The sequence below is a fragment of the Thioalkalivibrio paradoxus ARh 1 genome (assembly GCF_000227685.2).
GTDB lineage: Bacteria > Pseudomonadota > Gammaproteobacteria > Ectothiorhodospirales > Ectothiorhodospiraceae > Thioalkalivibrio > Thioalkalivibrio paradoxus.
In genome coordinates this window covers 3,476,429-3,498,405 of sequence record NZ_CP007029.1, presented here as the reverse complement: position 1 = coordinate 3,498,405, position 21,977 = coordinate 3,476,429, and the positions used below count along the sequence as shown (strand labels likewise).

At 67.1% G+C, this 21,977-nt stretch carries 20 protein-coding genes; 11 read left to right on the top strand and 9 right to left on the bottom strand.

The genetic code is table 11. The annotated features are described in order from the left end of the window. The first annotated feature begins 200 nt into the window (after window positions 1–200). Both THITH_RS15830 and THITH_RS15825 read left to right on the top strand, forming a co-directional pair. Window positions 201–674: a PH domain-containing protein gene (locus tag THITH_RS15830; protein WP_006746830.1), complete on the top strand. Its 474-nt coding sequence runs from the start codon at window positions 201–203 to the stop codon at window positions 672–674. Then, entirely contained in the window at window positions 671–994 is a 324-nt protein-coding gene (locus THITH_RS15825) for a hypothetical protein (protein ID WP_006746831.1), read from the top strand. The genes THITH_RS15830 and THITH_RS15825 overlap by 4 nt, the downstream gene beginning before the upstream one ends. A gap of 34 nt (window positions 995–1,028) precedes the next feature. Here the strand turns inward: THITH_RS15825 and THITH_RS15820 are convergent, their stop codons facing one another. Then, window positions 1,029–1,778: a Crp/Fnr family transcriptional regulator gene (locus THITH_RS15820; protein ID WP_006746832.1), complete on the bottom strand. Its 750-nt coding sequence runs from the start codon at window positions 1,776–1,778 to the stop codon at window positions 1,029–1,031. 184 nt (window positions 1,779–1,962) lie between these two features. Between THITH_RS15820 and THITH_RS15815 the strand changes: the two genes are divergently transcribed. Continuing rightward, the gene (locus THITH_RS15815; RefSeq protein ID WP_006746833.1) at window positions 1,963–3,510 is read left to right on the top strand and encodes a bifunctional GNAT family N-acetyltransferase/carbon-nitrogen hydrolase family protein; all 1,548 of its coding nucleotides are present in this window, start codon (window positions 1,963–1,965) and stop codon (window positions 3,508–3,510) included. A 37-nt stretch (window positions 3,511–3,547) separates the two neighbouring features. Here THITH_RS15815 and THITH_RS15810 read toward each other — a convergent pair whose 3' ends face one another. Next, a complete protein-coding gene (locus tag THITH_RS15810; protein WP_006746834.1) occupies window positions 3,548–4,348 on the bottom strand; it encodes a dienelactone hydrolase family protein in 801 nt (266 codons plus the stop codon). A gap of 296 nt (window positions 4,349–4,644) precedes the next feature. On the opposite strand from THITH_RS15810, the gene THITH_RS15805 reads away from it, so the two are divergent. The 3 genes from THITH_RS15805 (at window position 4,645) to THITH_RS15795 (ending at window position 6,666) form a co-directional block, all read left to right on the top strand. Further along, window positions 4,645–5,499 carry a dienelactone hydrolase family protein gene (locus tag THITH_RS15805; protein WP_006746835.1) on the top strand — a complete coding sequence of 285 codons (855 nt, stop codon included), beginning with the start codon at window positions 4,645–4,647 and terminating at the stop codon, window positions 5,497–5,499. A 115-nt stretch (window positions 5,500–5,614) separates the two neighbouring features. Further along, a complete protein-coding gene (locus tag THITH_RS15800; protein WP_006746836.1) occupies window positions 5,615–6,178 on the top strand; it encodes a Slp family lipoprotein in 564 nt (187 codons plus the stop codon). Then, window positions 6,175–6,666 (top strand): Slp family lipoprotein, encoded by a 492-nt coding sequence (locus THITH_RS15795; protein ID WP_006746837.1) that lies wholly within the window; start codon window positions 6,175–6,177, stop codon window positions 6,664–6,666. Before THITH_RS15800 ends, THITH_RS15795 begins: the two co-directional genes overlap by 4 nt. Window positions 6,667–6,692: 26 nt before the next feature. Here the strand turns inward: THITH_RS15795 and THITH_RS15790 are convergent, their stop codons facing one another. The 4 genes from THITH_RS15790 to THITH_RS15775 all read right to left on the bottom strand — a co-directional run bounded on the left by THITH_RS15790 (window position 6,693) and on the right by THITH_RS15775 (window position 11,285). Next, entirely contained in the window at window positions 6,693–7,913 is a 1,221-nt protein-coding gene (locus tag THITH_RS15790; RefSeq protein WP_006746838.1) for a TraB/GumN family protein, read from the bottom strand. Window positions 7,914–8,068: 155 nt separating this feature from the next. Beyond that, on the bottom strand, window positions 8,069–9,028 hold the full coding sequence (locus tag THITH_RS15785; RefSeq protein ID WP_232222213.1) for a tetratricopeptide repeat protein: 960 nt from the start codon (window positions 9,026–9,028) through the stop codon (window positions 8,069–8,071). A gap of 95 nt (window positions 9,029–9,123) precedes the next feature. Next, window positions 9,124–10,467, bottom strand: coding sequence for an adenylate/guanylate cyclase domain-containing protein (locus THITH_RS15780; RefSeq protein ID WP_006746840.1), 1,344 nt, complete (start codon window positions 10,465–10,467; stop codon window positions 9,124–9,126). A gap of 11 nt (window positions 10,468–10,478) precedes the next feature. Next, on the bottom strand, window positions 10,479–11,285 hold the full coding sequence (locus THITH_RS15775) for an inositol monophosphatase family protein (RefSeq protein WP_006746841.1): 807 nt from the start codon (window positions 11,283–11,285) through the stop codon (window positions 10,479–10,481). A gap of 97 nt (window positions 11,286–11,382) precedes the next feature. Here THITH_RS15775 and THITH_RS15770 point away from each other — a divergent pair, with 97 nt between their 5' ends. After that, window positions 11,383–11,739 (top strand): DUF3301 domain-containing protein, encoded by a 357-nt coding sequence (locus THITH_RS15770; RefSeq protein WP_025367640.1) that lies wholly within the window; start codon window positions 11,383–11,385, stop codon window positions 11,737–11,739. Beyond that, entirely contained in the window at window positions 11,736–12,686 is a 951-nt protein-coding gene (locus THITH_RS15765) for a hydrogen peroxide-inducible genes activator (protein ID WP_006746843.1), read from the top strand. The genes THITH_RS15770 and THITH_RS15765 overlap by 4 nt, the downstream gene beginning before the upstream one ends. Window positions 12,687–12,775: 89 nt before the next feature. Here THITH_RS15765 and THITH_RS15760 read toward each other — a convergent pair whose 3' ends face one another. Beyond that, window positions 12,776–13,639, bottom strand: coding sequence for a lipase family alpha/beta hydrolase (locus tag THITH_RS15760; RefSeq protein ID WP_006746844.1), 864 nt, complete (start codon window positions 13,637–13,639; stop codon window positions 12,776–12,778). 291 nt (window positions 13,640–13,930) lie between these two features. Between THITH_RS15760 and THITH_RS15755 the strand changes: the two genes are divergently transcribed. Then, window positions 13,931–15,829, top strand: a complete 1,899-nt coding sequence (locus THITH_RS15755) for an ABC-F family ATP-binding cassette domain-containing protein (protein ID WP_006746845.1) — start codon at window positions 13,931–13,933, stop codon at window positions 15,827–15,829. A gap of 98 nt (window positions 15,830–15,927) precedes the next feature. Continuing rightward, window positions 15,928–17,259 (top strand): HD-GYP domain-containing protein, encoded by a 1,332-nt coding sequence (locus tag THITH_RS15750; RefSeq protein ID WP_006746846.1) that lies wholly within the window; start codon window positions 15,928–15,930, stop codon window positions 17,257–17,259. 128 nt (window positions 17,260–17,387) lie between these two features. On the opposite strand, the gene THITH_RS15745 is transcribed toward THITH_RS15750, so the two are convergent. Both THITH_RS15745 and THITH_RS15740 read right to left on the bottom strand, forming a co-directional pair. Beyond that, entirely contained in the window at window positions 17,388–18,683 is a 1,296-nt protein-coding gene (locus THITH_RS15745; protein WP_006746847.1) for an NAD(P)/FAD-dependent oxidoreductase, read from the bottom strand. Between the two features lie 16 nt (window positions 18,684–18,699). Further along, a complete protein-coding gene (locus tag THITH_RS15740) occupies window positions 18,700–19,302 on the bottom strand; it encodes a c-type cytochrome (RefSeq protein WP_006746848.1) in 603 nt (200 codons plus the stop codon). An 826-nt stretch (window positions 19,303–20,128) separates the two neighbouring features. Between THITH_RS15740 and THITH_RS15735 the strand changes: the two genes are divergently transcribed. Further along, the gene (locus THITH_RS15735) at window positions 20,129–21,790 is read left to right on the top strand and encodes an ammonia-forming cytochrome c nitrite reductase subunit c552 (RefSeq protein WP_006746849.1); all 1,662 of its coding nucleotides are present in this window, start codon (window positions 20,129–20,131) and stop codon (window positions 21,788–21,790) included. Window positions 21,791–21,977 lie beyond the last annotated feature (187 nt).

The following is a 21,977-nucleotide window of genomic DNA, read 5'->3' as shown; positions in this document are numbered from 1 at the left end:
TGGCGGGCGCGCCGCGCGCTCCCCGCGAGCCTCCCCGCGCGGGGAGGCGGGGCTCTGCCACAGGCGAGGCCTTCGGTGCGGTTCGGCTTTCCTGCCGGAGCGGCACTGCGCCCGCGGCCCCGGGGCGGATTTCGCTAACCGATACCGCTTAGGTCGCGGCTTCTGGCAAACTGCGGCTCTTGGAATCACAGGGGATTGCGATGACGAACCAGAACGAACCTGCCTACGACTCTCATCCGGCGATGTTCCGAAACCACCCGCTGGGCTACCTGCTCACCTGGGTGCTGATCCTTGCGCCGGTGGTGCTCTTGTTGCTGTTCCGCAACCAGATCGCCGGAATGGGCGACTTCCCGCCGGCGATGCTGCTGGCTGCGACCGGCCTCGGGATCGTGGTTCTGATGTACTGGTTCGTGAAGACGAGGGCGACCCGGCTGCGCATCACCGGCGACCAGGTTCACCTGGAGGAGGGGCTGCTGAGCAAGCACCACGTCGACCTGCACGTCGGCCAGATTCGTGCGGTGCGCGTGTACCAGGGGTTCCTCGACCGGGTCTTCCGGGTCGGGCGGGTCGAGGTCTTTACTACCGGCGATTCACCCGAGTTCACCGTGGGGGGCATGCCCAACCCGAACCGCGTGCGCGATCACGTGCGCAACCGCCGGGAGACTGCGGAGTGAGCAGCAGCGACCTGCGCGACAGCCGCCTGGCGCTGCGGATCCTGCTGGGGTTCTCGGCGCTGGTCGCGCTGCTGGTGGCGCTGGTCGTGCTGGCGGCGGCAGTCACCTTGCCGGGTCTGTCCGAATGGGTGGCGGTGACCTTCGACAGCGGCATCGGTCTGAAGAGCGCAGCGATCATTGCGGCGGTCGTCTCGGTGACGGTGATGATCGTGTTCGCACTCGCGGCCGGCGAGGGGATCATCGGCGAGATCCAGTTCATGATCCCCGGCTTCTTCCTGTTTTTCGTGTTCTTCTGGTTGATGATCGCCTGGGTGTTCTGACCCGAAACGCGCGCTGGTGTCCGGGGCTGATCGCTCAGGCCTGGTCGTGCTGCAGGATTCCATCGAAGAGCCGGGCCATGCCATCGGGTGGCTGGCCCTCGGCGCAGCGCCGGATTGCGGCGACGTCGAGAAGTTCGATGTGCATTCGAGAGCGCCGCAGCATCTGCCGGTCCTCCCAGACGCGCAGCGTACGGTTCACCGTTTCGACCGTGCTCCCCGCGAATTCGGCAAGATCCTGCTGTGTGAGCATCAGCCGCGTTCCGTTTGGACCCGGCGCCGCGGGGTGGAACTTCTCGTGGAAGTGCAGCAGCGCGCGCGCGACCCGCTGCCCCACGCGCTCGGTCGCAAGGTGGCGGATACGCTGATGCGCGTGGTGGGTGTGATCGACCAGCATGTCGATGAACAGCAGCCCGAGCGATGGGAACGTCAGGACCATGGCGCGCAGATCGACCGCCCGGAAACCGATCACCTCGGTATCCTGGGCCGCCACCGCGCCTGCCGGATGCGGAAATTCGCCGGAGAGCGCGAGCATGCCGAAGAAGTCGCCGCGCCCGTAAAGCTTCAGGTTCACGCTCTTGCCATCGGGCGTGTGTTCAACCAGCTGCAAGCCGCCGGACTGAACGGTAAACACCGAGTGCGCGGGGTCGCCCTGCCGGAAAAAGGTCTCACCCGCTTCGAGTTCGTACAGTGTGGCGATTCCGCGCAGGGCTTCGATCGCTTCTGCGTGCATCTGCGCGAAAAACGGGAGCCCTTCGAAGCAGATACGTTGCGCGTTGCGTTTCATTCCGGTTCCAAGGGCGGCTGGTGCATGGCGGGCGGCCTGCGCAGCAGCAATCTGCCCGATGGTTGCGTACCCCTTTGTACCACTCCTACCCTGTGAGGGGTAGACCGGTGCCGGAGGAGGTTGCCGGGATTCGGGGCGTGGGCCAGAATCCGGAACCGCCGATGCAGACCGGGGATCCGTGTCCATGACCGACAGCCACGATTCGGGCGTCACGCCACACCACCTCACCCTTCGGCAGACCCGACTGGAGGATTACCCGGATATCCACGAGATCATGGAGCGTGTGTACCCGGACCTCGACGGGGCCTGGAGTCTCGACCAGTTCACCTCGCAGGTCACGCGTTTTCCCGAGGGGCAGATCTGCATCGAGGACAACGGCAAGGTGGTCGCGGCCGCGATCAGTCTGATTGTCGAGTACCGCCGCTTCGGCGATCAGCACAGCTACTGGCAGATCACCGGCAATGGCTTCCTGACCACGCACGATCCCGACGGCGACACGCTCTACGGCGTGGACATCTTCGTGCACCCGGATTACCGCGGCATGCGCCTTGGCCGGCGCCTGTACGATGCGCGCAAGGAGCTGTGCGAGAAGCTGAACCTGCGCGCGATCGTTGCCGGCGGGCGCATCCCGGGCTACGCGGAATATGCCGGCGAGCTGACCCCGCAGCAGTACGTGGAGAAGGTGAAGAACCACGAGCTCACGGATCCGATCCTGACCTTTCAGCTCGCGAACGATTTCCACGTGCGCAGGATCATTACCAACTACCTGCCGGCCGACGACAAGTCCGGGGCCTACGCGACGCTGATCGAGTGGCTGAACATTTACTACGAGGAACAGGAAAAGGTCATCGGCGGCAGCCGTTCCGATGTGCGGGTGGGTGTTGTGCAGTGGCAGATGCGCCCGACCGCGACGCTGGACGAACTTTTCCTGCAGATGGAGTATTTCGTCGACGCGGTCTCCGGTTACCGGGCCGACGCATTGCTGTTTCCCGAATTCTTCAACGGTCCGCTGATGGGGCAGTTCAACCAGGAGAATCCCGCCGAGGCGGTGCGCAGCCTGGCCGAGTTCACCGGCGCGATCCGCGAGGAGATGGTGCGTCTGGCACTCGCGTACAACATCAACATCGTCGCCGGGACGATGCCCGAGTACCACGACGGCGTGCTGCGCAACGTTTCCTATCTTTGCCGGCGCGACGGTACCTGGGATCACCAGTACAAGATCCACGTGACGCCCGACGAGATCAGCTTCTGGGGGCTGCAGGGTGGCAGCGAGGTGAAGGTCTTCGATACCGACTTCGGGAAGATCGGAATCCTGATCTGCTATGACGTCGAGTTTCCCGAGCTGCCGCGGCTGATGGCGGACCAGGGCCTGCAGATCCTGTTCGTGCCGTTCTGGACCGATACCAAGAACGCCTATCTGCGGGTGCGCCGCTGCGCGCAGGCCCGCGCGATCGAGAACGAATGCTATGTGGTGATCTCCGGCAGCGTCGGCAACCTGCCGAAAGTCGAGAACATGGACATGCAGTACTCTCAGGCGGCGGTGTTTACGCCATCGGACTTCGCGTTTCCACACGACGCGGTGGCCGCCGAGGCGACCCCGAACACCGAGATGACGCTGATCGTCGATCTGGACCTGGACAACCTGAAGGAGCTGCGCAACCACGGGTCGGTGCGCAACCTGCGCGACCGGCGGCGCGACCTCTACGATGTCGTGTGGAAGGACGGGCGCTGAGGGCCGTGAAGGTTCTCGGCCCTCGCGCCGAACGGCATCAGAGCCGGTCGTTGAGGTAGGCGAGCAGCCAGTTCCAGGAGTCACGGTCGGCGCGCGCGTTGTAGCCGACCGGCATCCCGAATTCCTCGGCGATGGCGTCGGCACCCGGGTTGGTAAAGCTGTGCGTCGCGCCGGAGAAGTCGACGAAGGTGTAGTCGACGCCGGCAGCCGCCATCTCGTCGCGGAACGCGGCGATCTGTTCCGCCGGAACCAGCGGGTCGTCGGCGCCGTTGAAGACCAGGATGTCGGCCTTCACGCGATCCGGCCCGGCGGGGTGTTCGGTGGCGAGCGCGCCGTGGAAGCTCGCGACCATCGCGAGGTCCGCGCCGCTGCGGGCCGCTTCCAGGACCACGCTGCCGCCGAAGCAGTACCCGCTGGCCGCCAGCGGCTGCTCGGCGGTCAGCTCATGTTCGCGCAGCAGCGCCTCGGCTGCCTGGAACCGGCCCAGCATGGTGTCACGGTTGCTGCGTACCGCGGTCGCGAACTCACGCGCTTCGTTCGGGTGCTCGGCCAGCTTGCCGCTGCCGTACATGTCCAGTGCGAATCCGACGTAGCCCGCTTCCGCGAGCATCTCGGCGCGCCGGCGTGCATGCGCATCGTGTCCCCACCATTCGTGAACCACGATTACGCCAGGGCGCGGGCCCTCGCGCGACGCGTCGTGGGCGAGGTAGCCGGTCAGCTCGATTCCGGCGTGTTCGTAGGTGATTTCGTCGACCTGGATCTCCGCCCCGTTCTGGGCGAGGGCGGCATGGGTGGTCAGCAACAAGGCAAACGCGAAAACGACGATCATCCGGCGCATAGAGGACACCTCGTTCGGTGGGTCAGGGTTGGGCGGTCACCCCGGTTCGGGAGGCAACGCCGCTCGAGAGTATCCGGTGCCCGGAACCGGTGCAATCGAACCCCATGGCCACGGTTGGCGTGGAATGCGGGCGGTCGCCGGGAAGTCTATTCTTTATGCGGCTTCCGTTTGCCAGCCTCGCGCCACCCCGTAGCGGGCTGCAGAGCCCGAGGGGATTGGCGCCCGGCGCGCCGCGTCCCGGGCTGTGGGCCGGGGGCGGGCCGGAGCGCACCCGCCATGATCCAGGAGTGCACGCCATGCCCTACCGACTGACCGCGTTCATGCTTTGGCTGTTTCTGTCGAGCCTGGCCGCTGCCGATGACCGCCACGATTGGCTCGATCTGGCCTGGTGGTCCGACGGACAGCTGCCGGTCCCCTCGAACTACAGGGTCACCTCGACCACCGAGACACTGACGACGGACGAGGCCGATATCCCGATCTTCATCGCTCGTCCTGAAACGGAGGGCGAATTCCCCGGGGTGTTGTTCGTGCACGGCCGCCGCGGCGTCGATCCGCTGGTCCAGGGGCACGTGAGGCGTCTGGCGGCCCGCGGGTTCGTGGTCTATGCGCCCGACCTCTATATCGGGCGGTTCATCGAGGTGATGCCGATCGAGCACGACTACGTACTCGAGACCGACCTGAACGACGTACTCGAGCACGTGCTCGCGTCCGGGACACACGCCGGGGATCGCGTTTGCGTGTACTCGCATACCCGGGGCGGGTACAAGACCCTGAAACTGGCGGTAACCCTCGATCGCCAGTCCGACGCGCTGGCCTGCTACGTCAGCTATTACCCGCACATGCAGGATCCGAATGCCCCCGAACCGATGCAGGTCTATCGCTATGCGGTCGAGGCGGACCGGATGACGCTGCCTGCGCTGATCTTCGTCGGCGAGAACGAACAGTATCAGCGCAAGCGGGGGATCGACATGGCGGTTGCCAGCATGCAGGGCCGGGGATTGCCGGTGGAGCTGGTGACCTACCCGGGGGTGGGCCGCGGCTTCGATTTTCGCGAGCCACCGGTACGGACCTTTGCCGACGATCTCGCGACCCGCGACGCATTGATGCGAGCGACGGCGTTCATGAACCGGCAGCTGGGCGCCGGTGACTGACAGGCTGCGGGCGCTCCCGGGTCTTGTCCGCTGTGCCGGTTCCGGAACGGCTACGCCCGCAGCCAGCCGCCTGCCGACCGGGAACGCCGCGATCGCCGCCGGGGTCTGATCGGATATGGACAGGTTACGCCAAGGCCCGCGGTTCGCACTGCCGCTCGTGTGCGGTGCCGCTTGGCTGCTCGCGTCCTGCGCGACGGTACCCGAAGCGCTCGAGCCGGTGCCCGAAGCCCAGCCCGGAATCGCCGAGGTTCGGTCCGACCCCGACGCCTGGATGGGTACCGATGTGGTCTGGGGCGGTGTGATCGCCCGGGTTTCCAACGAACCCGACGGCACGCGCCTGGAAATCGTCGCGCGGCCGCTGACGCGCGCTCAGCGCCCGCAGATCGGTGATCGCAGCGAGGGCCGGTTCCGCGTATTCTTCGGCGACTTCCTCGATCCCCAGGTGTATGCGCCGATGCGCGAGGTGACCGTACGCGGCCGGGTCACCGGCGTGAGCGCCGGCAGCATCGGCGAATTTCCGTACCGCTTTCCCGAGGTCGCGGCGGCTTCGATCCATCTCTGGCCCCTGCCGGAGCCGGCGGTCATCTACCGGGATCCGTTCTGGGATCCGTTCTGGGATCCTTGGCGGCCGTATCATCGGTATCCCTGGGGGCCGCGAGGGTGGGGCGCGTGGCCATGAGCGCCTGGCGGCGCTGGGCGGCCGTCGCGCTGCTGTCGTTTTCGGTCGCCGCCTGTGCGACGCCGCCGTTTCCGGCGCCGGACGCCGGGACGCAGGTCACGCCCAGGCAAGCGGTCGAGATCGGGCTCCCGGTGCATCCACAGGTCTGGGGCGGCGTGATCGTGGGCGTGGTCAACCGTCCGGACCATACGATGCTGGAGGTGGTCGGCTACCCGTTGCGCAACCAGGAGCCGCGCACCGACCGGATGACCCAGGGCCGCTTCCGGCTGCAGGTGGCGGGATTTCTCGACCCGCTGGACTACCGGGTCGGCCGGAGGATCAGCGCCTACGGCCCGATTCAGCGCACGGAGCCCGGCCGGATCGGCGAGGTCGAGTACATCTTTCCGGTCATGGCCAGCACCGCGGTGAAGCTTTGGCCGGAGCCCGAGCTGCGCGACAGGCGTTCGGGCGGTGTGACCTTCGGAATCGGGATCGGCATCGGGCTCTGAAGGCCTGCTGCGACCCCGCGGGCGGTCTAGTTCCCTGCGCCGAAGAGATGTCCGAAGATGCGGGCGCCGCCGATATAGGTGCCAAGCGCCGATCCGAGGGTGGTCAACAGGAACACGAGCAGCACACGCGAAACGCGGTTGCGCCACCAGCCCCTGGCGCTGGTCGTGTCGCGGCGCAACTGGGCAAAGTCGCCCACCTGCGGCTTGCGCAGGTACAGCTCGACCGCGGCCGCGACGAAGCCGACCCCGATGGTGGGGTTCAGCGAGGTCAGCGGCGCCGCCAGCGCGGCGGTCACGATGGTGACCGGGTGGGCCAGTGCGATCGCGCCTCCCAATGCGGCCAGCCCCCCGTTGATCATGATCCAGTCGAGCACCATTTGCAGACCCAGCTCGGGGTTGCGCGTGAAGCCGATCACGAAGCCGGCCAGGATCACGCTGACCACCACCCAGGGCAGATAGCGGGGCCAGCGCGCCCGTGGCGGGGACTGTTCGAGGGCGTGCAACACCTCGGGCGGTGGCTGCCGGTCCAGCTCCACGTAGTTCTCGATCCCCTTCAGGTGTCCCGCCCCGACCACCGCGAGGATGCGTCGGTGGCCGCCGTCGGCCGCCAGCCGTCGCAGGTGCGCGGCCATGTAGCGGTCGCGCTCGTCGATCAGCGGGAGGTAGAGTTCGCGCGACTGCTCGGCAAACTCGCTGAAGGTCGATTCCAGCATGTCGCCCTGCTTCAGGCGCTCGATCTCCGATTCGTCGATCTTCTCCCGGCTCAGCACACTGGCGAACAGGCCGCCGACTAGCCCCATGCGTTGCCACCAGGGCACGGCCCGGTACGCGCGGCGCAGCGTCAGTCCGATGTCGCGGTCGATCAGCGCCAGCGGCAGCCCCCGGTCCATCGCGCCGTCGATCGCCGCGCGCATCTCGGCCCCGGGCTCGATCCCGTACTGTTCGGCCAGACGCTGCTGGTAGGCGCCGAGCGCAAGGCTCGCGGCGACCATCGGAACCTGGCCTCCGCGGATGACGCTGAACAGATCGAGCCTGCGCATCGCGTCCGGGTCGAGCATCGCGCGCTGCCGGCTCAGGCAGAGCTCGATCGCGACGGTGTCGAAGGCCTCGGTGGCGATCAGGTCGCCGACCGTGCGGGCGCTGGCCGGGGATACGTGTGCAGTGCCCAGCAGCACGATCTCGGTATCGCCGATGCGGATGCGCCGATGCGGTTCCTCGGCGAGCAGGGGTTCGATGGCTTGGCTCATGTCGGCACGAAGACGGAAAAACAGCCGGCCATCCTATCTGGAATAGGCCCAGGGAGCGAGCGCAGCGATCGGTCGAGGGCCGGATGCCGTTCTTGCGGCGGTGGCCACGGCCCAGATTCGCGGCCGGGGCGAGGGCTGGCGGGATCGTGGGGCATCTACTGCGCGTTCGCCGCGGCGTTGCGGTCGCGCAGGCTCTCTAGCCGTTCCTGCACCCGCTCCGCACGTTCGAGCGCTGCCTGCAACTCCGCGTGTTCCGGCGCTAGCTCGTGGCCGCGGCGCCACCGGTCGATCGCGGCATCGAGCTCGCCGGTCGCGTACAGACGCCGACCTTCCTCGAGCCAGGCATCGAGTTGCACGGCCAGCCGCCGTTCGAAGTCCTGGCACAGGGCCGCGAACGCGGGGTCGATTCTGGCTCTGGCCGCATCCGCGCAGATGCGCCCTGCCGCCTCGAGATCGTCGCTGGCAAGGGTCTGCTGGAGATCCGCGATGGTCGGGCGGTCCGGCGCGCTACGGGCTGGGGTGTCGCGGCGCGGCGGGCGCGCTGATGGTCCTAATTCGGCCAGCGTTTGCGCGCGCTGCTCTGACGGGTCCAGTGCCTGGGCGAGCTGGAGGAGGGGCTGGCGCTCATCGGGGGCCTTGCGCGTCGCGGCACGCGCGTCGAGCGCGCGGGCCAGCTCTCGCGCCTCGCGCTGCAGATCCTCCGGTCGCGTCGGCAGCTCCGCCGGGCCGGTGGCCAGGCGGTTCATGCTGTCGATCAGGCGCTGGCGTTCGAGCAGACTGGTGGCTTCGAGCATCAGATAGTCGCTGCCCAGCGCGTCCATTCGTGCGCTGCGCGCCGCGGTCAGCAATTCGATCTGGCGGTCCAGGCGGGGGTCGTCGGGCAAGCGGTCCTGTGCCTGACGCAACGTCACCAGCGCGCGCGCAAGCTCGCCGTCGGCTGCCAGCCGCTCGGCCTGCTTCAGCACGTTCTGACCCGCGCGGTTCGCGGCAGCCGCGATCTCGGGCTTGCGATCCAGCAGCGGTTCCAGGCGGTCCGGTTCCAGATGGTCGAGCAGATCCAGCGCGGCGCGGTATTCCCCGGCTGCCAGGAACCGCTCCAGGCGATCTTCCGGCATTTCGGGCGGTAACCACACCGCGCATCCCTGCAGCATCAACAGGAGCAATCCCGCTACGAGTGGTAGCGGGGCGCGGTCCCGGCGTCGGCTGTGCGTCATCGTTCCCCCAATACGCTGAGCAGCTCGACTTCGCCCGCGACGCCCCGGAGCCGGCGGCGGCCTCGCGATCGGATGCGGAAGCGCTGGCTCAGTTCGTCGCGGGGCATGAATCCGTCGGTCACCAGCAGCGAATCCGGTTCGGCGATCTCGGTCAGGCGCGAAGCCAGGTTCACTGGTCCGCCGACTACGGTGTACTGCATCCGATCCTCGGCACCGAGGTTGCCTGCGAGCATCCGGCCGGCGTGCAGGCCAATGCGGAATTCGACGCGAACGTCGCCGCGTTCCTCGCGGGCGCGGTTCAGGTCGCGGATCGTGTTCAGCAGCGCGAGGCCTGCGCGAAGTGCGTTCAGGCGATGCTGCACATCCGGCCGAGTTACGCCGAACACGGCCATCGTGCAGTCGCCGATGTATTTGTCGACCACACCGCCGTGGGCGGCGATGGTGCTCGCCATCGGTCCGAAGAACTCGTTGAGGATCCGCCCGAGTTCGGCCGGATCGAGCTGCTCGGAGAGCGTGGTATAGCCCTTGATGTCGGCGAACAGCACCGATCCCTCGACTGGGTCGCCCCCGAGTTCGATGCGGTCCAGATTGTCGAGGATGTCCTGCGCCACCCCATCCGACACGTAGCGGCGCAGCGCGTCTTCGACTTGGTCCTTGCGCAGCAGGTCGGTGCTCATGTTCCGGAACGCGTGGATCAGCTGCCCGAGTTCGTCCTGCACGAGGCTCGCTCCGGGCGTGGCTGCGGCATGCTTGCGGGTCGCCTTGGCGAGACGCTCGAGCGGCCGGACCAGGCGCTTGCTGATCGCGATTGCGAGCACGAGCCCCAGGACCGATACCACGACGGCGGTGGCCACGCCGGCGCGGATCGTGTTGTGCAGCAGTCCCTGCATCGCGGCGGTGTCGATGTACGCCTCGACCCAGCCCACCTCGACGCCCTGGAACAGCACCGGACGGTACTGGTGGTGGCTCGACGGAACCAGCGACCAGTGCGGATGCGCATTCAGCGGCTGGGTGCCCGGGCGCTGGCCAGCGCTGGCCAGCAGGCCTTGGTCGTTCGCGTGGACCGCCAGGAACTCGATCTCGCCATGCTGCAGTTGTGCCTGGACCAGCGTCTGCAGCGCCAGCCGGTCATCGGCCAGGATCGGTTCCGCGGAGGCCCGGGCGATGTGCCCGACGATCAGGTCGGCCTGTGCCCGGATCTGATCGTGCAGCACGTCGCGCACCTGGTGGAGGACCAGTGTTGCCAGCACCACCACGGTGAGCAGCGTCAGTGCCGACGTGACCGCCGCCAGCTTCCATGCGATCGGCAGGTAACGGGGCAGGGCGGGGATCAGCGCCATGGCGGCAGGGGTCAGCGGTGCTGGTCGAGCCAGCGCAACCAGCTGGCGTACAGCGCCGGCGTGCGTGCGGCGACTGCCGACGGCTTTTCCAGCCGGCGCCGGAACACCGGTCCGTGATCGAGATCGCTGGCCTTGCCGCCGGCCTCCGCCAGCATCAGGCCGCCGGCGGCGCTGTCCCAGAGCGCCTGCCCGCCGTGCAGGTACAGGTCGGCGCGGCCGGCAGCCAGCCACGCCCATTCCAGCGCGCAGGCGCCCAGGTTGCGCTGCGATCGATAGGGCGGATTGTCGACCAGCGCACCGGCCAGTCTCGGATGCAGGCGCTTGTAATCGACCAGCGCCGTGCAGTCGCGAAGTTCGGTGTTCTCGCGCGGCCGCTCGGGAATCGGTTCGCCGTTCAGGCGCAGGCCGCCCGAGCGCGTGGCGCTGAACAATTCGTCCCGGGCCGGATCGCAGGTGGCCCCGAAGCGCACGCCGGTTGCGTCGACCAGTGCGAGCGAAACCGCGAAAAACGGCAGGCCGCCGGTAAAGTTGGTGGTGCCGTCCAGCGGATCGAGCAGCCAGAACGGCCCCTCGCCGGCCAGTACCTCCTGCTGGTGTTCGGGGGTCTGTTCCTCGCTCAGCACCGGAATACCGGGAGTCCGGGTGGCGAGTTCCTCCCGCATGCGTTCGTCGACCGCGTGGTCGGCGCTGGTGACCAGGCTGCCGTCGGCCTTGCGACGCACGGCCAGCCGGCCCTCGAAGCGCGACATCAGTTCCTCCCGCGCGACCTCGCGCAGGGCCTTCAGCAGCGAATCGATCGTATCGGGTTTAGGGATCATCGCGGGACCACAGGGAATGGGCGGGACCAAAGGCGAATGCCGCATCGGGCGCGCAGGGGGTGAGCGCCGTGGAGCCTTACGCGTATCATACCCGTTCATGACTGGACTCTTCGTGATTCTTGCCCTCGTGCTCGCTGTCGTCTACTTCAACGATGCCTGGCGCAGCATCGAACGGGCGCGCAAGGTGGCGCGCGACGTGTGTGCCCGTGCCGGCGTGCAGTTCCTGGATGGCAGCGTGGTGGCCGCAGGGGTGCGCCCGGACTGGAGCGGGGGGCGCCTCGGTCTGGTGCGGCGCTACCGTTTCGAATTCGCCACCGACGGCAATGCGCGCTACACGGGGGAATTGTCGCTGCGGGGGCGCCGCGTCCGGGTAGTTAGCATGGATCTCCCGGACGGAGGGCGCCTGCTCGACCCGGACTCGACCGGTCCCGGACCGGGCGGCGAACGGCCATGACGCTGAACGAGTTGCGCTATGCGGTGGCGGTGGCGCGGGAACGGCATTTTGGCCGCGCTGCCGAGGCCTGCCACATCAGCCAGCCGTCGCTGTCGGTTGCCGTGCGCAAGCTGGAAGAGGAGCTTGGGGTCACCCTGTTCGAGCGTGGGCACGGCGATGTCACGGTGACTCCGGCCGGTGCCGCGCTGCTCCGTCAGGCGCGACGGGTGCTCGACGAGGCCACCGCGCTCAAGGAGATGGCGGCCCGCGAACAGGATCAGCTTTCGGGTCCGCTGCGGCTCGGGGCGATTTACACCGTCGCTCCATACCTGCTGCCCGAATTGATTCCGGTGCTGCATGAGCGGGCTCCCGGCATGCCGCTGGTGCTCGAGGAGAACTTCACCGCGGTGCTGCGCGATCGGCTCAAGGAGGGCGAACTCGACGCGATCGTGGTGTCGCTGCCGTTCGACGAGCCCGGCGTGGTGACGCTACCGCTGTACGACGAGCCGTTCGTCGCGGTTCTGCCAGCCTCGCATCCGCTGAACCACGACGAACCCCTGACCATGGATCGCCTCGCCGAAGCCACCCTGCTGCTGCTCGGGGCCGGGCATTGCTTCCGCGACCAGGTGCTCGAGGTCTGCCCCCGGTGCCTGCATGAGGCCAGTGCGCAGGGCAGCCCGTCCAGCAACCTCGAAGGTTCGTCGCTGGAAACCATTCGGCACATGGTCGCCTCGGGGATGGGGGTGACGATCCTGCCCTGCACCGCGGCCGGGGCCGATCGCTATGCCCAGCGGCTGCTTGCGGTCCGGCGTTTCGCCGAGCCGGTGCCCAGCCGGCGCGTTGCGCTGGCCTGGCGCACCAGCTTTCCCCGGCCCCAGGCGATCGAGGCGCTGCGCCGCGCGGTGCTCGACACCGGCCTGAGTTGCGTGCGCTTCATCCAGCCCGGGCAGCGCCCGGTGGTGGCCTAGCAGTCTGCCGGACTTGGGCTGCTAGGCCTGATGGTCGATCCGGCCGGCGGCATCGGCAGCCGCTGCCCGGCCGTGTCGACCGCCGGCGTTCAGGCGGACGGTCCGGTCCGCGCGGCGATGCGTTCCAGAATCAGCCGCGCGTCCTGCGGCTCGAGCCCGTGCTCGAGCGGGCTCGTGGTCACGGTGGCCCGCCCGCGCAGCGCCGGAATCTGGTTCAGATCCTGGCTGTACGCCGGCACCAGCAGGTCGCCGCCCATGCGGAACCCGGTATTGCGCACCACCGCGTCGTAGGTGATGTCCGGGTGTTCCTGGGCATTGAGCCAGCCGAGCAGGTTGCCCTGCGCCGGCGGCGTCAGGTCAACCAGCACCGCGCGGGAGTGGCGGAGCGCGTCGTAGTTGCTGCCACCCACGGCCTGCCGCGTCAGGATCTGCCGGAACGGTCCGAGCAGGCCGCCGCCCTGGGTTGCCTCGAGCGCCTGGATCGCCCGCCCGGTGCCGAGGTGCGGGCTCGCAATCGTGATCAGGTGCTCGACCGCTCCCTCGCCCGAGCGCACCAGACTGAGCCGCGCGACCACGCCACCGGCCGAATGGCCGACCAGCGTGACCGGTTCGCCGGGATGGCGTTGCGCGATTTCGCGGCGCATCGCGCTGAGCCAGTCCGCCTGCACGACCAGCGGTGCGGTCGCCGGCAGCGTCACGGTGTAGACGGTGTTCGGCGCCGCAGTGTCCTTGCGGACGAGCTCGGGACGGCCGTTGGCCGAGGGGCGCCAGTCGCCCGCGTACTGCCACCCGGCGGTTTGCAGCGCATCGATCACGCCGGCGCGATGGAAGCTCTCCCCGTCGCCCAGGTAGCCGTGCACCAGCACCATCACCGACGCCGGCAGCGCCGGGCTCCAGAGCAGCAACAGCAGCAGTGCCGTCCCGACCAGGCGGCGCGTCGTGGTGATCTTCATCGTCGTGTCCTCATCGTCTGCGGCGGTGGGGATCGCCCGGTCGCCGGTTGCGTTTCGCTGCGGCCCATTATATTAGCAAGGGCTTATGGGTGGGTGCGACCGCGACTTCCGATCGGGAACGCAGCGCGGTTCGGCGCTGCGGGTGCCGACTCAGGCGGTACCACAGTCCAGACCACGCGCGCCCGGATCGCCGCCGTTAACGCCCGTGGCCATCGCCTCCGTCGCGTTCGCCTGCATGCGCGAGCAGGGGGCGTTGGCCGATTCGATGGCGCAGGCCGTACACTTGCGCGCATGATTCGCTTTGAAGACGTGGAACTGCGCCGCGGTGGCCAGGTGCTGATCGGCGGCGCGAGTTTCGGTATCCATCCGGGATGGCGCGTGGGCCTGACCGGCGCCAACGGCTGCGGCAAGAGCAGCCTGCTGGCCGCATTGCGCGGCGAACTCGCGCCGGATGCCGGGCGGATCGCGATGCCGCGGGACTGGGTCTGCGCGCATCTGCCCCAGGAAGTGGAGGCCAGCCCGCGCCGCGCGGTCGATTATGTGCTCGACGGAGACGCGGCACTGCGGGCGCTGCAGGAGCGCCTGGAGCGCTGCCGGGACGGCACGGAGCACGGGCGGCTGTATGCCGAGATCGACGCGATCGACGGCTGGAGCGCGGAGGCCCGGGCGCGGCAGCTGCTGGCGGGTCTCGGCTTCGCGCCCGGCGATCCCGATCGGGCAGTGGCGGAATTCTCCGGTGGCTGGCGCATGCGCCTGGGGCTGGCTCGCACCCTGATGACGCGTTCGGATCTGCTGTTGCTCGACGAACCGACCAACCATCTCGACTTCGAAGCGATCCTGTGGCTCGAAGGCTGGCTCACGCGCTATCCCGGCACCCTGATCGTGATCGCGCACGACCGGCGCTTCCTGGACTCGGTGGTCAGCCACATCGCCCATATCGAGCACCGGCAGGTTCAGCTGTATACCGGCAATTACAGCGCGGCCGAACGCAGGCGCGCCGAGGTCGTGGCGCAGACCGAGGCCGCCGCCCGGCGCGTGGCCGAGGAGCGTGCGCATCTTGAACGCTTCGTTGCGCGGTTCCGGGCCAAGGCGACCAAGGCCCGGCAGGCACAGAGCCGGCTGAAGCGACTCGAGAAGCTCGATGAGGTCGCGTTGCTCCGCGCGGCCCGCCCGATGCACCTGCGCATCCCGGCGCCGGACCGTCTGCCCGACCCGCTGCTGCGCCTGGATCATGCCGGGGTCCGCGTCGATGGCCGGGTGCGGCTGCGCCCAACGACGTTACGCCTGCGCCCGGACGACCGCATCGGAATCCTCGGCCCGAACGGCGCCGGCAAGTCGACACTGCTGGCCGTGCTCGCGGGGCTGCTCCCGCTGACCGAGGGTGCACGCGTGGTCGAGCCAGGGCTGGTGGTCGGGCATTTCGCCCAGCACCAGCGCGAGCAGCTCGACGACGCGGCGAGTCCGCTATTGCACCTGCAACGCCTGGGTAGCAACCGGGCCGAACAGGAACTGCGCAATCTCCTCGGTGCGTTCGGATTCGCGGGAACGCGTGCCGACCTGCCGGTCGCGGGGCTTTCCGGCGGCGAGCGCGTGCGCCTAGTATTGGCAATGCTGGTCTGCCAGGGGCCGTCGGTACTGCTGCTGGACGAGCCCACCAACCACCTGGACCTCGACATGCGCGAGGCGCTGGCGGAGGCCCTCGAGGACTACGCGGGGGCGCTGGTCGTGGTTTCGCACGACCGCGATCTGCTTGCAAGGGCCTGCGACCGTTTCTGGCGCGTGCGCGCGGGACAGGTGGAAGAATACGACGGCGATCTCGACGACTATGCCCGGGAACTCAGTCAGCTCCGCTCCGGCACTGCCACGCTCGGGATCGCCGGTAGCCAGGCGGGTCCAGCGGAACGGGATGGTGGTCGCGAACGTCGCCGGGAGGCGGCCCGGCAACGCGAGGCACTGAAACCCCTGCGCAAGGCGGCGGAGCGTGAGGAGTCGCGTTGTGTGCACCTGCAGGAAGAATTGCGGGCACTCGAGGCACGTCTTGGGGACCCCGGGCTTTACGAGCAGGGTTCCGGCGGCGACCTCGAGGAACTGCTGCAGCGACAGGGCCGCCTGCGTGCGGAACTGGAGGCAGCAGAAGCGGCCTGGCTCGAGGCCCTGGCCGTGTTCGAGGACGCGCAGGCGCGGCCGTGAGTTGCGCGGACCCCTTGCGGCGGGCGCTGCACCCGCCGGGCGCCTCGTCAGCGTTGGTCTATACTGCCTGCGTGTGATTGTCGCCATGGATCGGAATTGTGTCGGAACCGCTGCATCTTCAGGTCAACCTGCGTCAAGTCATTTATTCACTTTCGGATGCGCTCGACATGGTCGGGGTCGATTCGCTGGGGCACGGCAAGCGGGTCGCGTACATGGCCGCAGAATGCGCGAACCAGCTGGGGTTCTCGAGTGAACGTTTCGACCGACTGATCTGCGCGGCGATCCTGCACGATTGCGGCGTATCGTCGACGCGACTCCACCAGAATCTGATCCGGGAGATGGACTGGAACGGCGCGCAGGCGCACTGCGACCGGGGGCATGCGCTGCTTCTGGGATGTCCGCCACTGGCGGATCTGGCCGAGCCCGTGCGCCTGCATCACTCCCACTGGCAGGTGCTGGAACGGCAGGATCTCGATAGCGAAGACGCCGAAATCGGCAACCTGATCTTCCTGGTCGATCGTGTCGATGCGCTTTCTGCGCAGCACGCCGGCGAGAATTTGCTGCTCGCGCAACGGGACACGCGCGATGTGATCCGCGGGCATGCGGGGCGCATGTTCGCTCCGCATCTGATCGATGCGTTCGAGGCCGTATCGCAGCGGGAGTCTTTCTGGCTGGCATTGGGCGAACGGGAAATCGATCATTACCTTCGGGCATGGGTCGCACGAGGCGCGACCTGCGCTGTCGATTCCCCCGCATTGCGCGCCGTTGCGGATATCTTTGCCACCATCGTCGACGCCAAGAGCCGCTTCACCGCGGAGCACTCCCGGGGTGTTGCCGCGCTTTCGCGCAAGGTCGGAACCTGGGCGGGACTGGACGGCGTGGCCTGTGACAAGCTCGAACTGGCCGGCCTGCTGCACGATCTCGGGAAGCTGCGGGTGCCGGACGAGATTCTCGAAAAGGCCGGGCCGCTCGACGAAAGGGAGTTGGCGGTGATGGCACGCCACAGTTTCGATACCTATGCCATTCTGGAGCCCATCGATGGCCTGCGCGAAGTGGCGCTATGGGCAGCGATGCATCACGAGAAAGTCAGTGGCGATGGATACCCCTTTCACCATTCCGGCGAGGCCCTGCCGCCAGAGGCGCGCATTCTCGCGGTCGCGGATGTGTACCAGGCGCTTGCGCAGGATCGCCCGTATCGGAAATCGCTCGCGCCGGACGAGATCGTGCGGATCCTGTGGGAAATGGTGGATGGCGGCCATCTTGATGGCGATATGGTAGCGCTGGTTGCGGATCGGCCCGACGAGAGCTGGGCCAGCGCAATGCAGCTTGCCGACGCGCGGCGTGCATCCGTCCCCCGGAACAAGGGCATGCCCGATGACCGTTCGGGTATTCGCTGGAGGACTTTGCAAGGTCAGTGGATCGGCTACTGACGCGGATGACCTGACTCGGGCGGTCTGCGAGCGACCCGGTTCTGCACGGAACACAAGACGCTGCCGAAGCAGCGGAAACTGGACCCCACCATCGGCTGGCTACCGACGGCGGGGTCCGGCAAATGGCCTTAGCCGAAGCCCTGGTCGATCAGGTTGTCGTACCAGCTGGCTGCGTACCGGGCCTCGCGGCCTTGGTAGAGGTCGTCGGCGTCTGCCGGCGATACCGCGACCGAGTCGCCGACCGGCAGGATCGTCTGTTGGCCGTCATCGGTCTGGCCGGCCTCGTAGACCCCGGAGACCGAGATGCTGTGCTCGGGCGTCAGCAGGCTGTAGCAGGTGTTGAAGTACGCCGGCGCGCCGGGCTCGCGGCCGTTGATGTGGTCGACCACGGCCAGTGCCGCCACCTTCGCGGTCGAGGCCGCGATGTAGCCGGACTTCGGCAGGGCGCTGCTGACCATCGCGTCGCCGATCACGTGCACGTTCTGCGCGAGCGTCGACTGCAGGTCGCGGTAATCGACCGGACACCACCCGGAGTCGTCGGTCAGGCCCGAGTCGACCGCGATGCGTCCGGCGGTCTGCGGCGGGATCACGTTGATCACGTCCGCCTCGAAGTCGTCGAAGTCGGTGTGCAGCGTCTTGGCAGCAGGATCCACTCGCCGGATCCCTCCCCCGGTCTCGAAGCCGCCGACCCACTCGATCATGCCCGGGTAATGGCGTTCCCAGCCAGCCTGGAACAGGCCCTGCTTGGAGAATGCGTCCTTGGCATCGTAGATCACGATCTTCGCGTTGGGCTTGTGCCGCGTGCAGAAATTCGCGATCAGCGCCGCGCGCTCGTAGGGTCCTGGCGGACAGCGGAACGGGTTCGGCGGGGCGACGATCGTGACCAAGCCGTTCTCGGGCATCGCCGCGACCTGATCGCGCAGCAGCAGCGTCTGCGGCCCTGCCTTCCAGGCGTGGGGCAGCACCTGTGAAGCCGCCTCGTCGTAGCCCTCGATCGCGCCCCATTGGAAATCGATGCCGGGCGATACGATCAGCCGATCATAGGGCAGGCTCTTGCCGCCCGCGGTCAGCACTTTCTGCCCCTCGGTATCGATTCGGGTCGCGGTATCGATCACGACATTGATGCCGCGTGCCTTCACGTTGTCGTAGCCATGTGTGAGGCTGTCGAGGTCGCGCATCTCGGCCAACACCCAGTTGCTCATGTAGCAGCTGGTGTATTCCGGATTGGCTTCGACGATGGTGACGTCGATCGCCGGGTCCAGCGCCTTCACGTAGCGGGCCGCGATCGCCCCGCCGGTGCCGCCGCCGACGACCACCACGCGCGCCTTGGTCTGGCTGCTCCAGGCGGTGCCGAACGGCAGGGTCGCCGCGAGGCTGCCCAGCCCAGCAGCCTGAATGAATCTCCTTCGGGTGAAATTCGCCATCTGTCGGTCTCCTGAATCAGTCAAACACGTAGGCCGCGGGGTCCTGCTGGCTGCCGTAGTAGTGGACCAGCGCCTCCAGATCGTCCACCGACAGCAGTCGCCGCTCCATCCCGCGTGGCTGCCAGCGCCCGTGGTCCCGGAAGTCCTCGAAGGAGTCGCGCAGGTAGGGCATCCACTGCCCGGCGATCGGTGCGGTGTCCGGCTCCGGGTAGCGGCCGCCCTCGGAGTGACAGGTATTGCAGTGCTGATCGTGAATCTCGGCGCCGCGCTCGGCGAGCTCGGGATCGTAGTCCTGTTGCGCCGGCAGGTAGGGCTGGGCGGCGAAAAACTCGGCCATCGCCTCGAACTGCTCCTCGGTATAGCCCATCGCCACGCGATCCATGATGGTCGCGTACCGGCTGCCATCCTTGTAAGCCATCATCGAGTCCACGAAGTACTCCTTCGGGAATCCCGCAAGCGACGGCGTTGCCGGCCCGACACTGTGGCCGTTGTAGCCATGGCAGCCGGCGCACTGGAACGCGAGCATCTGCCCCGACATCGGCGTGTTGTCTGCAACCGCCGCCGAGCCGGCCGTCAGCAGGCCGGCGACCACGATCGCCTTCAGTCTGGTTCGTCTCATCATGCCTCCTTCGCCCTTTGGGCTTATCTATAAGTGTGCTGCCAGGCGTCTTCGCGCCTTTTGGGTGCAGTGAATGTTTTTCCGGCTGCGCGTCCGGGCGCGGACTCCGGCCGGAGAAGCGATGCGGACCCATGAGTCAGTTCGAGGTCTTGCGTATTAGAAAAACGTTGTGTTTTGAGACTCTCTGAATTGTGGTCTGGCGCACGCCCCTTATACATTACATCATTCCTGCAAAATTGCTCGAGCGCTTGCGCGCGTCGCCGCGAGCCCAAGAAAGTCACCAAATTCAGTAAGTTGAGATGGGGTCGGCTTGGGTGTGGGGGTTGCTTGTTCCCATGGGGGTAACGCCTTTTACCTATAAATAGGTAGCGCTCTACCCAGGGCATGGGTGCCACCCGTTGGTAATGTTGAAACCATCGTGGGGAGGTGGCGTGATTTCTTGGGTTCGCTGAGCATGATGGGCAAGCAGATGTGCTATAAGTTCCCCTAAGGATGCGAGCAGGAACCGACGGTGACGCTACAGTCGATGTCATCGGTCACGAACGATCGGGCATTGGAACGCGTGCCCAGGGAGCAGCAGAGGAAGGCAGCGCCCGGATCATCGCATCCGACCTTTCGGAAAACAGGGGCGCGACCCGAAACCGCGCCCCTGTTTGGCTGAGAGGGACGAGGGGGAGGCCCGCTTTAAGGCTTCGTCCGCACCCGGATCCGGGGGTGGCTACAGGGGTGGGGCGTTCTGAAGGGATGTCCCGCATAGACCGTAAAGGCAGACAAGCGGCTCGGAGGCATGTGGAAGGCCCGAGGAGCCGAGGAGAGGAGAACCTGTATGAATGATTTGAATAGACTCGGCCGTGTGGGCCGATGGGTCGCGGGGGCAGCCTGTCTGTTCCTGGCCTCCGCCGCGCATGCGGGGTCGGGGGACCAGCTCAAACCCGTGGACGCGCTGCAGTGCTACGACTGCCACACGCAGATCGAGGACATGCACGTTGTAGGCAAGCACGCGACCGTGAACTGTGTGCACTGCCACGATGCCACCGAGCATGTGGAAACGGCCAGCGCCCGGCGTATGGGTGAGCGGCCGGTCACGCACACGTCCCCTGAGGCCTGTGCTTCCTGCCATACCGCGCAGTTCAACTCGTTCGCATCGGTGCGCCACGAGTCCCACCCGCGCGAGGAGAAGGCGAACCCGCGCAGCCGCTCGCCGAAGTTCGACACCCTGATCGGGGCGCACGGTTTCTCGCTCGAGCATGCGGAGCCGCGCAGCCACGCGTTCATGCTGGTTGACCACTTCATCGTCGACCGGGCTTACGGCGGCCGTTTCCAGTACAAGAGCTGGCAGAACGTCACCGATGGTCTCGGTGCGGTTCGCGGCGCCTGGACGGTGATCGAGGACATGGATCCGACGACGTCGGATCAGCGCCGCTTCCTGGCCCAGACCGCCACTGCGGCGAACCCGGTATGCCTGAACTGCAAGACCCAGGATCACATCCTGGATTGGGCCTACATGGGTGACGAGCACGACGCTGCGAAGTGGGCACGGACCTCGAAGGTCGTCGACTTCGCACGTGACCTGCACCATCCGGTGAACTGCTATATGTGTCACGATCCGCACTCGACCGAGCCGCGCGTGGTGCGCGATGCGCTGATCCACGCGGTCGTCGACCAGGGACTGGGCACCTACCCCTATGACGAGGCGAAGAGCGAGCATGTCACGCTGACCCCGGTGACCTTCCAGCGTGGCGGCGAAGACTTCCGCAAGATCGGCCTGCTGAATGTCGCCGACTCCAACCTGATGTGCGGTCAGTGCCACGTCGAATACAACTGCAACCCGGGCTTCCAGCAGAGTGACGGTGCTCCGGTCGGTATGGACGACCGTCGTACCAACCACTTCTTCTGGGCCAACGTGTTCGACTACGCGGAAGCCGCGAAGGAGATCGACTTCTTTGACTTCACGCATGTGACCACCGGTGCACCGCTGCCCAAGCTGCAGCATCCGGAACTGGAGACCTTCTGGGGCTCCACGCATGAGCGCAACGGCGTGACCTGTGCCGACTGCCACATGCCGAGGGTCAAGCTGGAGAACGGCAAGGAGTACACGATGCACAGCCCGCGCACCCCGCGCGACATGATGAATCGTGCCTGCCTGAACTGCCATGACGGCTGGACGGAGGCCGAGGCGGAGTACGCGATCGACTACATCAAGAACTACACGCACGGCAAGATCATGAAGGCCGAGTTCTGGCTCGCCCGTATGATCGACCTGTTCCCGGTTGCGAAGCGGGCCGGCGTGTCGGAGGATGTGCTCAACGAGGTGCGGGCGCTCCACTACGACGCACACCTGCATTGGGAATGGTGGACCGCCGAGAACTCGGTGGGCTTCCACAACCCCGATCAGGCGCGTGAGTCGCTGATGAAGTCCATCACCAAGAGCAAGGAAGGGGTAGGCAAGCTGGATGCGGCGATCGACGCCGCCGTGGCAGCGAACTAGCCTCAGCGTTGCCGCCAATGGGAGCCGGCGCTAGCCGCCGGCTCCTTTTTTCCATGTTTTCTGCCGGTCGTCCCAATGCCATATGCTTTTTGCACCGGGGTGTTCTCCGTGTGCACCGAATTCGCAAGATCTTCAGGTTTCCCGGTGGCCGGTCTGGTCCGCGGGAAATTTTCCAGTCCCTGTCACG